Raw genomic sequence first — 13,354 nt, forward strand, 5'->3', positions numbered from 1 at the left:
CCGCGAGAGTCATATGTCCGGTCGCCGTGCGGCTGCCGTCCCGACGCCGCCCTCTCTCCGCCTCGATATCCGCTCGGCTGCGCACAGCGGTGCAAGGCAGAGTGACCTCATGAGCGAACGAGGGTTGGACCGCGACGGAACGATCGCACGCGAAGGCACACTGGGCCGAGTCCCGGCAGCATTCGTCCCTGCCGTCGAGGCCGCCCGCATTCATATCGCCGAGACGTTCGACAACGCGCGCCTGCACAGTGCGTGCATCTACGGCAGCATCCCGCGTGGCACCGCCACTCCCGGAGTCTCCGACCTCGACCTCCAGCTCGCCCTCCACCACGAGCCCAGCGACGCCGACCGAGCTGACGCCACAGCGATCGAGGCCGCACTCGACCGCGTACTCCCCCAGATCGACGGCGTCGGCATCCTGCTCACGAGCACGCGCGTTCTGCTGAGCGACCTCGAACGCCACGATGCCGGTTTCTTCATCGCCTGCCTGTGCACCCCGCTGCTCGGTGACGACCTCGCTGAGCGACTGCCCCGCTACCGCCCCACAACGCTGCTCGCCCGCGAAACGAACGGCGACCTCGCGCTCGCGCTGCAACGCTGGCGCACCCGAGCCGCCGAAGCCGCCACGGACTCCGACCGCCGGATTCTCTGCCGCCTCGTCGCCCGCCGCATCGTGCGCACCGGCTTCACTCTGATCATGCCCCGATGGGGCGGGTGGACCAGCGACCTCAACGAGTCCGCCGAACTCTTCGGCCGTTACTACCCCGGGCGCATCGACCAGATGCGCATCGCCGCGGCCACCGGCCGCACCCCCTCGGCCGACCCTGACGTACTCGGCATGCTCATCAACGACCTGGGCCCCTGGCTCGCCGCCGAATACACAGTCGTGCACGGCGAGAAAGCGCCGCGCCCCTGAAACCGGTCCGGCGTGTGTTGGCGTGACCTGATTGAAGGCTGTGGGGTGCCGGACGCCGTTGTGCCTCGCGCACACCCCTTCCCTCGTCGGGCTGAACTCCTTGTCAGTGGCCGTGCGCACAATGGGTGGAGCTGGATTGCCGGGCGGCCGCGACGGGGGGCTCGTCAGCGTGGTTCGGGCAGGTTCATCGCCATCAGGGGGCATATTGCTGCCCGGCGTAACAGTCGCCGTCGCGGAGGTCGCCCAGGATGGTGGGCGGGGCAACGAGACCTTGACGGCAAGGGCAAGAGGGTGGTTGACGACAAGGATCTCGGCCTCGGCGGTGCCGAAGAGCTCGGCGAACAGCGCGGGGGTGAGAAATCCGGTGTCGACAAGAGCCTGATAGGTGTGCTCGTCATGGCACATGAAGTCGAACGTGAGGGTGAAGGGTCCGGCGTTCTTGGAGCGGACGAGTGAGCAGTAGTCGAGCAGGGTGGCCATCGTCAGACCTCTTCGGTGGTGGTGCGGAACAGTTCGGTGGGGGTGATGCCGGTGGCGACGTGGTTGAGGGTGAAGCGGCAGAGGGGGCCTCGGTCCATCTCGAGCGGTGAGTAGGGGTAGGCGAGGGTGGAGACCAGGCCGTCGTACTCCGGGATGGGCAGATGGCTGCTGGCATGGGCTACGAAGGTCGCTATGGCGTGCGCGGTGGCCTGGGTGGGTGCGGTGATGGTGATCAGGACGCCGAGTTCCTGCGGGTTCAGGGGGTGGGTTCGGTGCCGGCCAGAACGGCTCCGGCCCCGTAGAGGCGATAACTGATGTCGATGGTGGCGGGATCGACCTGACCTTCGAAGACGTCGAGGATCTTTGCCTCGAAGTACTCCTCGGCGAAGGGCAGCAGTTCGGGCAGGCGCTGGATCACGACCTTGTCGCGGACGCCTGCGACGATGACGGTCTGGGTCGCCGACGAGTTCGGCGCCTTCGAGCTTGTTGGTGTACCTGTCGGCGGGCAAGTAGCGGGTGCCGGCCACACGGACGGTCCGCTTCTGAGTGGCCCAGCTCCACATCTGCGTCCTCGGGCTCGGGCTCGGGCTCGTCGCAGCGTGAAGGCGGCACGTGACGTGCTACCCACCGGGCGGGGCGGCCGGAGCGCCGGGAGCAAAACCCGGCACCTTGACGAAACAGCCCCGCACAAGTCGACGGTTGCTTGACGGCCAAGCGCCCGGGCGAACAAGGCCAGTGGCCAGCGCCTCCGTCAGCTACCACCCGACGCTGCAAACGAAACGAAGGCAGCCGCCCGAGGGCACAGCGCGTCCCGTATCAGGAAGCCGTTCACGGCCGGCGAGGCCACTCGGGTCGACAGCCCGTCCACGGCTCGCTCACCCGGATCCCTCCTCGCTGAAAAAGGATCCTGGGGCCAGGCTCGCAGTACCCGGCCGTCCTCACGCTGCGCGAACGCTTCGCATCCCTGGCGCCTCGGGACAGTGCTTCGGCAATGGTTCAGGAAGCATCTGGTCCGGTCAAAGCATGCTGACCCGTGTCACGATCTCCCGCGGCTCACGGTCCTCCGCCACACACCCCGTACGAGTGCCTCTTCGAGCTCCGCATCCGGTTCCGGCAGCGCCGTACAGGCAAAAACGCACGACGACGCGGTTCCCACAGGGACCGGCTCGAAATCCAACTCCGCCCTGCCGTACGTTGGCGCGCAACTACCAAGCGACTGCCGGGAATACACCTTCACTCCCCGCACAGGGCGAGCAAGTCCACCAGCCCTCGGCTCGGCAACCACAGGCAACGGCCCAGCCTCGATACCTTCCATCCCGCCATCCAACCTCAGACGTCCCCAGGCCAGAAACGAACCAGAGTCTGGACCCCGGCCGGCCAAAAGCGATGAAACACCTCCCCTGTATGGCCGTGCTCGCGCAGCATCTCCAATCCGGTCGCGATGATCGGGATCTTCCGATCGTACGAGTGACCGCCGCGCGATCAGGACGGCTCCCCCTGCCTTCCCTGCGCCCGGAACATTCGGAATGATCAACGCATGTGCATAGCGGACCACTTGGTGGAGGCAGCGGAAGGCGGCGATGTGTTCCTGGTGGCCCGGTTGCTGGCGGAGGGTGCCGCGGTGGACGCGCGGAACAGCATGGGGCGTACGGCATTGGACCTGGCGTCATTTCGGGGACACCCCGAGGTGGTCCGTCTGCTCATCACGGCGGGTGCCGATCCGGAACAACCGGCGGGTGAGCACCGCGAGTCGACGCCGCTGTGCCTGGCGGCGGCGCACGGGCGCACGGCGGTCGTCGAGGCCCTGATCGATGCCGGTGTCCACCTCCGGGCCCAGGGCAGGATGCGCTGGGTACCGCTCGTACTGGCAGCGACGAGCGGGGACGAGGGGCATCCGCGAACCGTGACGCTGCTCCTGGATCGTGGGGCGGACATCAACGCAGTGATGAAGGGCAGGACATCGCATGAGTGGGCGGCCCGGTTCGGACAGGTGCAGATGGTGCGCCGGCTTCTCGGACGTGGCGCCACCCCCACGGCGAAGGCACTCACCGCCGCACACGAGTACACCGAGCGGCATCCGGAGTCCCAGCGGAAGAACGCACTCATCATCGACGCCCTCCGAGTCGCGAGTGCCACGGCCGACTGAACCATCAGCCGTCACACCTCAAAGGCCGAAGGAGTTGCCCTGGCACACTGAGCCGCTGAAAGGCAGACCGCCAGGGAGAGCACATGGAACTGACAGAGCGCGAGCTGACCAACCCGTGGGAAGGTGTTTTGATGGCTCCCGCCGCAAACGCCGGAATCGGCGTTCTGGTCCTGGCGGGTTCCAGCGGGCGCATCGAACGCGCGAGAGCACGCATCCTCGCCGCGCAGGGCATTACGGCCTTGGCGATCCGCTGGTTCGGCGGGCCGGGACAGTCCCCGGGAATCTGCGAGATCCCCTTGGAAACCTTCGTCCGGGCCGTCGACCTTCTCCGCTCGAACGGGGCACGGCGCATCGGGATCCTGGGCACCTCCAAGGGTGCTGAAGCAGCGCTGCTCACCGCGGTGCACGACCCGCGCGTGGACGTGGTCATTGCGCTGTCGCCGACCTCGCGGGTCTGGTGCAACGTCGGACCAGGCCACGACGGCGAGCAGCATCCGTATCGATCGTCCTGGACATGGCGGGGGCAGCCGCTGCCCTTCGTACCGCTGGACGATTCCTGGACAGCCACGCAACCGTCGGGCGGTCCCGTCGCGATCCGTAAATGGTACGAACTCAGCGAGAGGACGTTCACCCATCTGGTTCCCCCGGCGGAGATACCTGTGGAGAAGGCTCGGGCTGATCTGCTGCTTGTCGCGGGTGGCGACGACGCGATGTGGCCGTCGCTGCGCTTCGCCGAACAACTGGCCCACCGCAGGCGGTCAGCCGGGGCCCCGGTCCGACTGATTGCCCGCCACAGTGCCGGCCACCGACCACGTCTTCCGGGTGAGAGCCCGGCATTGGCTTCCCCGCACTTCCAGTACGGAGGCACGCCCGAGGCTGACGCACTCCTGGGCGCGGCTGCGTGGCCGCACATCCTCGACGCGCTCGGCAGCAGGGGCTGACGACTGCGGGTTCTTTTGCCGATTCCGGCACCGGCCCGTCCGTTCTCGACGGCCCGCCGCCCGTGAATACGTGCTTCTGTACCCGTATCCCTTTCGGACTCCGGCTGACAAGATCGTTCCATGAGTCAGGGCTCGGTGACTTTGGACAAGATCGCGTTGGGTGACTGGTCGGCCATTCACTCATGGGCCTGCCTCGCCGAGGCTTGTCGTTTTCAGCGTTGGGGACCGAACACTGAGGACCAGACGCGCGATTTCGTGAGAACCGCAGTCGCGGCCTGGTCGAGCGCACCCCAGCAGAGGTTCGCCCATGTAGCGCGCTTCGGGGACGCCGTCGTCGGTGTGGGCGAGCTGCACGTTCGCAGTCACACGCAGCGCCAGGGTGAGATCTCCTACATCGTGCATCCACACCTGTGGGGAAAAGGCATTGGCACAGAAATCGGGCGCCAGCTACTCTCACGCGGCTTCGACCATCTGGGGCTTCACCGGATCTATGCCACCTGCGACCCTCGGAATCTCGGCTCATCCACCGTACTGACCAAGCTCGGCATGACGTACGAGGGGCATCATCGACACACGGCATGGATCCGGGACGGCTGGCGGGACTCCCTGATGTTCAGCGTCCTCGAAGACGAATGGCGTGCTGAACGCGGAACGGCGCAGACGTAGCCGAGCCGCAACCCGACAGATGAGACGGGCGGTTGACGCGGTATGCGGTCCGGGCGCCGGGCGGCAGATCACGGGCAGGCCGAACATGTTGGCCACGAGGTGCCTCCTACGGCCGTTGGTCCTCTTGCCGGTGTCGAAGCAGATCCAGATCTTCCCGTCAGTAGTCGGCACGCTCGATCAGCCTGGCTCTCTCTTGACCTGTCCTTTGCACCTGGCCCGAGCTGCATGTTGAGGAAAGCCCGGCGACACCCGCGGCCCGGTCGTGTACGAGGTCACCGACGAAGTGCTTCAGCGCGGGCAGATCAGTGTTCCGGACCTGCTCGATGTGGTGGGACTCGGCGGTCTTGTCGTACCGGGTGGCGATGCCGCGCCGTCGCCGCCAGGTGCGCATGGCTCTGGGCTGTAGCACCTGTCGCCCAGGACATGGCCGGGACGCACACGGGGCCGTCCGGGGCCGATGCGGGGCACCCGTATCGCTTGCATCACGGCCGCGGACCGGGTGCAGTCGTTGGTGTTGCCGCCCGTGACGGCGAAGGCGAGCGGGCGGACGGGGTAGGTAAGAAGCCCGGCCGGCCATCGACGTGGGCTCGGCGACAGCTGATCGACGGCATACGGTTCCGGGTCCGCACGGGTGTCCCGTGGCGGGACGTGCCCGAGGAACACGGTCCGTGGGGCCGGGTGTACGACCCGTTTCGCCGCCGGCAGCGCAATGGCACCTGGCAGCGCATGTTCACCCAGATCCAGGCCCGGGCCGACGCGCAGAACCTGATCGCCGGGAACCTCAACGTCGATGCCACCGTCTGCCGAGCCCACCAGCACGCTGCCGGAGCGAGGAGAAGGGGGACTTGCAGAAGGAACCGCCCGGCGGCGTCGCCACCGAGCCCGGTGTCCACGGCCTCGGGCGCTCGCGCGGCGGCCTGACCACCAAGCTGCACCTGGCCGTCGAGCAGGGGCAGACGCCTATGTCTGTCGTGATCGCTGCCGGGCAGCGCGGGGACTCCCCTCAGTTCGAGGCCGTCCTGAGCCGCGTCAGGGTAGCCCGACTGGGGATGGGCAGACCGCGAACCCGGCCGCGGCGGATGCGCGCCGATAAGGCGTACGCCTCCCGCAAGAACCGTGCCTACCTGCGCAGAAGTAGCATCCGATGCACCACTCCGGACAAGACGGACCAGGCCAGTCACCGCAAAAAAGCGCGGCTCCCGTGGTGGCCGTCCTCCGAAGTTCGACCCGCATGACTACAAGGCCCGGCACGCGGTCGAGTGCGGCATCAACCGCCTCAAAAGGCACCGGGCCGTGGCCACAAGGTACGACAAGCTCGCGGTCCGCTGCTAGGCGACCGTTCTCGTCGCGGCCGTCAACGAGTGGCTGTGACCAAGCGGCTCAGGGCGGGGAGCACGCCTCGGAGGTCGCCGCCGTCCACCGTGACGGTCGCCGCCGCCCGTGCCCCTGCCGAGGCATTGAACGCCACACTCAGTGCGACGGAAGCGAACAAGGGCAGGTCGGAGCGGCTGTCTCCGATGGCCCCGCACGAGCGGGGAGCCAACCCGAGCCCTCGGGCCTGTGCGAGGGCGAAATCTCGTTTGTCGTACTCGTCGAAGTGGCGGGCGACGCGGCCGGTGAACCGGTTGCCGGTGGTCTCCAGCCGCGGTCCGCTGAACGCGTGGAAGCCGAAGCGGTCGGTCAGGTAACAGCCGACCGGCGACCAGGCCAGAGTGGCCAGCACGGGCACCAACCCGTTCCGCCGGCACCAGCCCACGGTCTCCGTGATGCCCGAGACCAAGGGAAGCCCATCGAGCCAGCCAGAGACTTGTTCTTCGGACACACCTGCCCAGCCCTTGGCATCCAGCTCCGAGACTTGTCGATTGTCCAGGTCACCGGAGGCGTAGGCATCCTCGGCCTTGGCCAACTCGTCCCGATGGCCAAGGAAGCCAGCCAGAAAAACCGACGAACTCGTGCCTGGGACGAGGGTGCCATCGACATCGAAGAACACGGCGCCCGCATGATCGGATGAGAACACCGGCCAAGGATGCCACCGCCACGCGAGACGCCAGATCCGGGGGTACCCCACGCACTTCCGATACACGGCCTATCCATGCGCCTGAGCCGTGTGCGCGAAGGCTGAGCGCAACTCGGTGGCGTCTGGAGTGGAAGTAAGGAAGGCTCGCGCGCATGGTTTCGGTTTTGCAGAACGTGGCGATTGACTGTGCGGATGCCTACGAGCTGGCCCTGTTCTGGAGCAGAGTGACTGGCCGTCCACTGCATCCGGAGGACGAACCGGGCGACCGGGAGACTCAGGTGCTGCTGGCGGAGGGCCCAGTGCTGTACTTCAATCAGGTGCCCGAGTCCAAGAAGATCAAGAATCGGATCCATCTGTGTTTGCGCCCTGAGACATCGCGTGAGCAGGAGGTGGAACGACTGCTCGGCCTTGGTGCCACCTTGGTTACCGATCACCGGAATCCCGATGGCTCTGGCTGGACAGTCCTTGCTGACCCCAACACTCCTGACTACCAGTTCTGAGCATACCCGCACGTCAGCACCAACGACAGAGCCCCGCACGGCGCTTGGCCGAACGGGGCATTTTGCTGTCTGCGCGGGGCTACATGCCTGGCTCAAGCTCTCCGGGGATGGGGTGGGGTCCAGGGCCACGGCGTGTGCGGGGCAGGCGTAGAGGGTGGTTCCGGGGCCGCTGGTGCTCTGTATGTAGCGGATCGGGATCGGGGCATAGGTGACGGTCTTGCAGCGGACGCACAGCGCCATCGTTATGACCGGGTCAGCGGTCAGCCAGTCGCGCGTCATGCGGACACCCCCGCGGCTTGGAAGGCGGAAGCGGGGAACGGGGCGCCGGGGTAGCTGTACGGGTAGTCCACGCCGAGCGTTGCGAGGGCTGCTGCGCGGCGACGTTCCCGGATCACACCGAGTTGCATGGTCATTTCGGCTTGCTTCCGGAAGAGCGCTTGGGCTTCTTCCTTGGTGGGGCTAGACCAGGGGCGGGACCAGGGCGACACGGGAGCGGGCGAGGGGGCGGGGTCTGCTGCGTGGCGCCCCCGGCCCGGAAGTACGAATGTCAGGATGTACGCCAGGATGCGGGCGATAGCATCACGCATGTCGTTTCAGCTCCTCGAAAGCTGTTGCGGCGGAGCCCCGGCGGACCGGTACCAGCGGTCTTCCGGGGCGTTTCAGTTCTGACGGTAACGAACTCCTCTATACTCGTCTACCTACGTATAGAAACGCCCCTCGCTGTGTCCGGTTGTCTACGCTCCCTCTTACTGAGATTGAACTCGTGAAGTCATAGGGGCTGACGAGGGGTGTCTGCCTGCGGTATCACGAGAGGATGAGGTATCCACAGGGTGGCGGGTTGACCGCTGAACGGCAGGGCAAGCGCGAGGAGTTACGGCTCCAGGCAGCTGAGCGGTTCGCTCGGGGCGAGGGCAGTACGGCGATCGCCAGGGATCTGCGGGTCAGTGTCCGATCGGTGCGGCGGTGGCGTCACACGTGGGCCGAGGGCGGCCCGCGATCCTTGAGGTCGCAGGGGCCCGCGTCGCTGCCGCTACTGAGTGAGAAGCAGTTCGCGCAGCTGGAGTCCGAGCTGGCCAAAGGGCCGGCCGCGCACGGCTGGGAGGACCAACGCTGGACTCTGAACCGTGTGAAGACGGTGATCGGACGGCGCTTCCACCTCACGTACACGATTCAGGGTGTCCGCAAGCTGTTGGTGCGCAACGGCTGGTCCTGCCAGGTCCCGGCCCGTCGTGCCATGGAACGGGACGACGACGCGGTGGCCGGGTGGGTCAAGGAGGTGTGGCCCCGCGCGGAAGGCCAGCGGCGGCCCGTGGGGCCTGGCTGGTCTTCGAGGACGAAGCCGGCTTCTCCATGACGTCGTCGCAAGCCAGGACCTGGTCCCAGCGCGGGCGGACCCCGGTGGTGCGGGTCCGCAGCCGCTCGCGCAGACGGATATCGATCGCCGCGCTGACTTGCTACAAACCCGGCCGCCGATCCCGGCTGATCTACCGGCCGCGACGGGACGACGGCAACCGTGACGGGCGCAAGAGCTTCTCCTGGCGCGACTACCGGGACCTGCTGACCGCAGCCCACCAGCAGCTCGGCGGCCCGATCGTCCTCATCCGGGACAACCTCAACGTCCACAAAGCCGCAGGTCTACGGGAGTTCGCCGACTCCCGTGACTGGCTGACCATCCTCTACCTGCCGCCCTACGCACCCGACCTCAACCCCGTCGAAGGCATCTGGTCCCTGCTACGTCGCGGCTGGCTCTCCAACGTCGCCTTCTCCACGCCAGACCATCTCATCCGCACGGTCCGGAGCGGTCTACGGCACATCCAGTACCGCAGCAACCTAATCGACGGCTGCCTAGCCGAGACCGGCCTGACCATCAGATCTACGTAACGACACCACGAGTTAAACCTCAGTAGTAGGGACCAGCGGTTTCCCGTCATACCGGACTAACGTCAAGTCGGACTAATTGACTGGCGAATGTGATGCAGGCAACATTTCAACGCGGATGATTCGGCCTGCTGTACGCCCCTCGGCGGACAGCGCTGGTGCTGAGATGACGAGATGACCCCCGATCTCCTTTCTCTCTAGGTTTTCTCTAGCTACCCCAAACACTGTCGAAACTCGACACCTCGACACCTTTTCGCCTCTCGCTGTACGGCGACCCCGCCCGCGGGTGAGCCGGCGAGGGCCCCTCACGCCCGTGTGCGGGCAGCAGAGCGCCCCGGCGGTCGCGAGGGACTACCGGGGCTAGCGCGGGGCGGTAGTGGCCTTACGCGGCTACCAGGGAGCGGGTGGGCTCGACCGGACGCACGCTCGCACCCGGGGTCGGTTCGTCTCCGCGCTTCCGACTCAAGGGCCGCCACGACGTCCGCGAGGGCTTCCACTGCGGGGTCCAGTTCACCGCGCATGGTGAAGTCCACGCGCCGTACGTCGAGCCTCCGCCACCCTCCACGGACACCGCGCCGCACGTCGAGCCGAACACCCGCTTCAACGAGCATCGCGCGCCGCCCCGCCGTGTCCTTCTCCGCCCACTCGTCCGCGAACGTCCGGCCCGTGTTCGTGATGATGCGCTGCGGCTCGACCTTTTCGGCTGCCTCCAGCGTGGCTATGCGGTTGTCGAGCGCGTCCGCCCGTCGCTGCCACTCGGCCGCAGCGTGCTTGGATTTCTGGCGTCCCTCTTGCTCCTGGTGCTCCGCGAACTCCGCAATCGTGGCCAGTAGTTCGGGTTCGGGGTCGTACCCGGGAATCTCGACTACGTGTGTCGTCTGGACCGGACCGACCACCCGCAGGAACTCGGCTTCAACGTACTCGTCCACCCACGATGCACGGATGTTCGCGGGCAGCGCGCACAGGTCGCCCCGGGCGTGGCTGTTGCACTTGTAGAACGGGTTCACGCTCGCGCCGTTCTTGGTGGGCTTGGACAGGTACATGCGGCCCTCGCAAGAGTCGCAGTGGATCACGCGCAACAGCAGCGCGTCCGTGTCCTTGCGCTCTCCGTTGTCGATGCTGCGGGAGTCGAGCAACGCGCCGATACGGTCGAATTCCTCGCGGGTCATGACCGGGGTTTCCGTTGCCATGATCGGGTTGCCCTCGGAGTCGCGCACGGGGCGGCCCTTGTGCATCTTCCATCCGAGCATGGTCGGGTTGCGGAGCATCCGGCCAATGACAGCGGGGGTCCACTTGAACACATCGCGGACTACGTGCGACCCCTTGGCCCCGCCGGTCTTCCCGCCCTTGTCGCGCTCCATCTTCACGGCCCAGTGATCACGCGGGCTCGCCTTACCGTCCACGTTGAGACCAGCAGCCACCGCCGATACGGTCGCCCCCTTCAACAGCTCACGGACGATCCGTTCAATGATGGCAACGGCGTCCGGGTCGGGGACGAGCGTCCACCCCACCCCGCCGTGTTCCTTGGGCATGGGGGCAGGCATGTAGCCGTAAGGCGGACGACCACCGCCGCGCCACCGAAGCGGCATTTTCCGGATGGCAGCCATAGCGCCGGTAACGCGATCCTTGATGCTCTGCGACTCCACCTGTGCCGCAAAGGCGAGCATCATCATTTGGAATTCCGCCATGGGTTCCATGGGGTTCCGGAAGTCAAAGACGAGCTTGCCCCCGCCGATGCCCTCGGCAAAGACCAACATCTTTCGGTGCTGCTTCGCCCACTTCGCAAGGTCGTGCATGTCGCTCATGGACCGGATGGCCCTATCGAACCTCCACCAAACAAGGACGTCGTAGTCGTCCGGACGGGCAAGCCACTGACCGAGGGCGGGACGGTCGAACGGAGCAATCTTGGACGCGCTCACGTCCAGGTCTACGGCCTCGCGTACCGCGTCACCGGACCCAAAGTCGATGTTGAGTTCTGCCGCAACCTTGTCGTCGGCCTCGCGCTGCCGCTCGGGGCTGGTGGTTTCGTCGGTCAGGACGGACAGGCGCACGCACCGCACACCCCGGAGGGTTCGCGTTTCGAACGCCGTGCCCGCGAGGGGGTTCCTACGTGTGGTCTCTTGCATGGACCCCGTAGGGACCATGGAATTCGTGCTACCCGACTTGACCAGGGCCGATGCCACCATGCCGACACTCCAGAACGTCTAGTTCTGAGTGTTGGGAGACCCCGAAGGCAACGAATTCTGCGTTCTTCGCAGCGAGTCCGACCGAGCTGCGGTGGGTTCCTGACGCCACGCGACATCCTGTCCGGTTTGGTATGACCAGCTGGTCACAGCCACTCGTTGATAACCGCCACGAGGACGGTCGTCGCCACGGAACATTCGTCCGGACCCGGAACGTATGCCGTCGATCAACTGCCGCCGAGGCCAGACGGGCGGCCGCCCCCGCCCTCATGCCCCTTCGGCAACAACGGCTCCAGCGCCGCCCACTGCTCGTCCGTGAGATCTCCCCGACCCATGAACCGTGGTCATTCACAGCTCAAGATCCACTTTCGATACACGGCCTACTGTAAGGGCTGTCTGGAGTTGTGATCAGTGCGGGAAAAAGAGTTGGAGGGATGATGACCGGGCCTGTTGGCTTGCAGTTGACCGTGACACCGCCCGGGGAGGTGAGACCCATGAACGCTGTATCGATGTGGGTGCTCCCCCTTCTCGTCACGACCGGCGATTGACGTAGGCGTCGCCGGGAGCGCCTCGACAACAAGGCATTCCCGAAAGGCAACACCTATACCCTTTCTGCAGTTGACCGCCGAGTCGTCGTCGAACGGCATGGTCGAGCGCGACTTCACCGTGGGCGAGGTCCCCGGCGTTCTCTGGTCGCCGGCCTCCGGTGCCGCTCGCGCGCCCCTGGTCCTGATGGGCCACGGCGGCGGCACCCACGGGGAGCATCGAGCTATGGCGGGCCACGCCCACCCTCTCGTGACCGGCTGCGGCTTCCATGTCGCCGTCATCGACGCGCCCGGTCACGGCGACCGGCCGCGCACCGCACACGACGAGCGGGAGATCGCCGAGCTGCGCAAGGCTCAGGCGGCGGGCGCACCGGAAGGCCCGGTCGTCGTCCGTTACAACGCCGGTCTGGCGGAGCTCGCCGTGCCCGAGTGGCGGTCGACGCTGGACGCCCTGCGGGAACTTCCGGAGATCGGCGCCGATGGGCCGGTGGGCTATGTCGGCATCGGCCTGGGCACCGCGATCGGGATGCCGCTGGTGGCAGTCGAGCCCAGGATCACGGCCGCGGTCTTCGGCATGATGTGGCCCGATGCCCTGATCGAGAAGGCGAAGCGGATCACCATCCCGATCGAGTTCGCCGTGCAGTGGGACAACGAGCGCGTCCCGCGTGAGGCCAGCCTCTCGCTGTTCGACGCCTTCGCCTCGAAGGAGAAGACGTTGCACGCCAACGTGGGCAAGCACTTTGAACTGGCCAGGTTCGAGGCCGACAGCGCGGTCCGGTTCCTCGCCCGGCATCTTGGCCGGGCGGTCACCTCACCGGCCTGAAGGTGAGCGGTGGCGGCGTCCGATCTGCCCATCGGGCGCCGCTACCGCGGCCCGGGTTGAGACTGCGTATCCAGATGATGCATCCGCGTAGCTGGAGCCCCGCCGTGTAGCTCACGGGCGTCTTGTCGTAGCGGGTAGCCAGGCCCCGCCACTCTCGGATCTTCTTCGCCATCGGCTGCCCGTACGGAACCACCAGATGACGCCCTCGAACTGTTCGCGGAGGCGCTGCAAGAAAGTGCCGTACCGTCCGATCGGCAGG

General features: G+C 66.6%; 14 protein-coding genes and 3 pseudogenes. 11 read left to right on the forward strand and 6 right to left on the reverse strand.

Annotated elements, in window-relative coordinates:
- The first annotated feature begins 109 nt into the window (after positions 1-109).
- A complete protein-coding gene (locus tag OG413_RS29080; RefSeq protein WP_266810841.1) occupies positions 110-916 on the forward strand; it encodes a nucleotidyltransferase in 807 nt (268 codons plus the stop codon).
- Between the two features lie 306 nt (positions 917-1,222).
- On the opposite strand, the pseudogene OG413_RS29085 reads toward OG413_RS29080, so the two are convergent.
- Positions 1,223-1,396 (reverse strand): annotated as a pseudogene (locus OG413_RS29085) (DUF4387 family protein); the annotation flags it as partial.
- A 256-nt stretch (positions 1,397-1,652) separates the two neighbouring features.
- Entirely contained in the window at positions 1,653-1,814 is a 162-nt protein-coding gene (locus OG413_RS29090) for a hypothetical protein (protein ID WP_266810842.1), read from the reverse strand.
- Between the two features lie 1,119 nt (positions 1,815-2,933).
- On the opposite strand from OG413_RS29090, the gene OG413_RS29095 reads away from it, so the two are divergent.
- From OG413_RS29095 to OG413_RS29105, 3 genes are all read left to right on the forward strand, one after another.
- The gene (locus OG413_RS29095) at positions 2,934-3,542 is read left to right on the forward strand and encodes an ankyrin repeat domain-containing protein (protein ID WP_266810844.1); all 609 of its coding nucleotides are present in this window, start codon (positions 2,934-2,936) and stop codon (positions 3,540-3,542) included.
- Positions 3,543-3,625: 83 nt separating this feature from the next.
- Entirely contained in the window at positions 3,626-4,483 is an 858-nt protein-coding gene (locus tag OG413_RS29100; RefSeq protein ID WP_266810846.1) for an acyl-CoA thioester hydrolase/BAAT C-terminal domain-containing protein, read from the forward strand.
- Between the two features lie 120 nt (positions 4,484-4,603).
- Positions 4,604-5,149: a GNAT family N-acetyltransferase gene (locus OG413_RS29105; RefSeq protein ID WP_266810848.1), complete on the forward strand. Its 546-nt coding sequence runs from the start codon at positions 4,604-4,606 to the stop codon at positions 5,147-5,149.
- A 361-nt stretch (positions 5,150-5,510) separates the two neighbouring features.
- Here OG413_RS29105 and OG413_RS29110 read toward each other — a convergent pair.
- Positions 5,511-5,635 (reverse strand): annotated as a pseudogene (locus tag OG413_RS29110) (IS5/IS1182 family transposase); the annotation flags it as partial.
- Between OG413_RS29110 and OG413_RS29115 the strand changes: the two are divergent.
- Complete coding sequence (locus OG413_RS29115) at positions 5,627-6,070, forward strand: transposase (protein WP_266810850.1); 444 nt, start codon at positions 5,627-5,629, stop codon at positions 6,068-6,070. The pseudogene OG413_RS29110 and the gene OG413_RS29115 overlap by 9 nt on opposite strands.
- Positions 5,995-6,384 (forward strand): transposase, encoded by a 390-nt coding sequence (locus OG413_RS29120; protein WP_266810851.1) that lies wholly within the window; start codon positions 5,995-5,997, stop codon positions 6,382-6,384. Before OG413_RS29115 ends, OG413_RS29120 begins: the two co-directional genes overlap by 76 nt.
- Before the next feature lie 119 nt (positions 6,385-6,503).
- Here OG413_RS29120 and OG413_RS29125 read toward each other — a convergent pair whose 3' ends face one another.
- A complete protein-coding gene (locus tag OG413_RS29125; RefSeq protein WP_266810853.1) occupies positions 6,504-7,166 on the reverse strand; it encodes an HAD family phosphatase in 663 nt (220 codons plus the stop codon).
- Positions 7,167-7,318: 152 nt separating this feature from the next.
- Here OG413_RS29125 and OG413_RS29130 point away from each other — a divergent pair, with 152 nt between their 5' ends.
- Positions 7,319-7,666, forward strand: coding sequence for a VOC family protein (locus OG413_RS29130; protein WP_266810855.1), 348 nt, complete (start codon positions 7,319-7,321; stop codon positions 7,664-7,666).
- A 275-nt stretch (positions 7,667-7,941) separates the two neighbouring features.
- On the opposite strand, the gene OG413_RS29135 is transcribed toward OG413_RS29130, so the two are convergent.
- Positions 7,942-8,253: a hypothetical protein gene (locus tag OG413_RS29135; RefSeq protein ID WP_266810857.1), complete on the reverse strand. Its 312-nt coding sequence runs from the start codon at positions 8,251-8,253 to the stop codon at positions 7,942-7,944.
- A 227-nt stretch (positions 8,254-8,480) separates the two neighbouring features.
- Here OG413_RS29135 and OG413_RS29140 point away from each other — a divergent pair, with 227 nt between their 5' ends.
- Together OG413_RS29140 and OG413_RS29145 are read left to right on the forward strand one after the other, a co-directional pair.
- Positions 8,481-9,020: a winged helix-turn-helix domain-containing protein gene (locus tag OG413_RS29140; protein ID WP_266810859.1), complete on the forward strand. Its 540-nt coding sequence runs from the start codon at positions 8,481-8,483 to the stop codon at positions 9,018-9,020.
- A complete protein-coding gene (locus OG413_RS29145) occupies positions 9,017-9,547 on the forward strand; it encodes a transposase (RefSeq protein WP_266810861.1) in 531 nt (176 codons plus the stop codon). Before OG413_RS29140 ends, OG413_RS29145 begins: the two co-directional genes overlap by 4 nt.
- Positions 9,548-9,849: 302 nt before the next feature.
- Here the strand turns inward: OG413_RS29145 and OG413_RS29150 are convergent, their stop codons facing one another.
- Positions 9,850-11,595: a recombinase family protein gene (locus OG413_RS29150; RefSeq protein ID WP_266810862.1), complete on the reverse strand. Its 1,746-nt coding sequence runs from the start codon at positions 11,593-11,595 to the stop codon at positions 9,850-9,852.
- Between the two features lie 157 nt (positions 11,596-11,752).
- Between OG413_RS29150 and OG413_RS29155 the strand changes: the two are divergent.
- Positions 11,753-11,833: pseudogene (locus tag OG413_RS29155) on the forward strand (VOC family protein); the annotation flags it as partial.
- A gap of 497 nt (positions 11,834-12,330) precedes the next feature.
- A complete protein-coding gene (locus OG413_RS29160; protein ID WP_266813142.1) occupies positions 12,331-13,095 on the forward strand; it encodes an alpha/beta hydrolase in 765 nt (254 codons plus the stop codon).
- Positions 13,096-13,354 lie beyond the last annotated feature (259 nt).

This window comes from Streptomyces sp. NBC_01433 (assembly GCF_026340105.1).
Classification (GTDB): domain Bacteria; phylum Actinomycetota; class Actinomycetes; order Streptomycetales; family Streptomycetaceae; genus Streptomyces.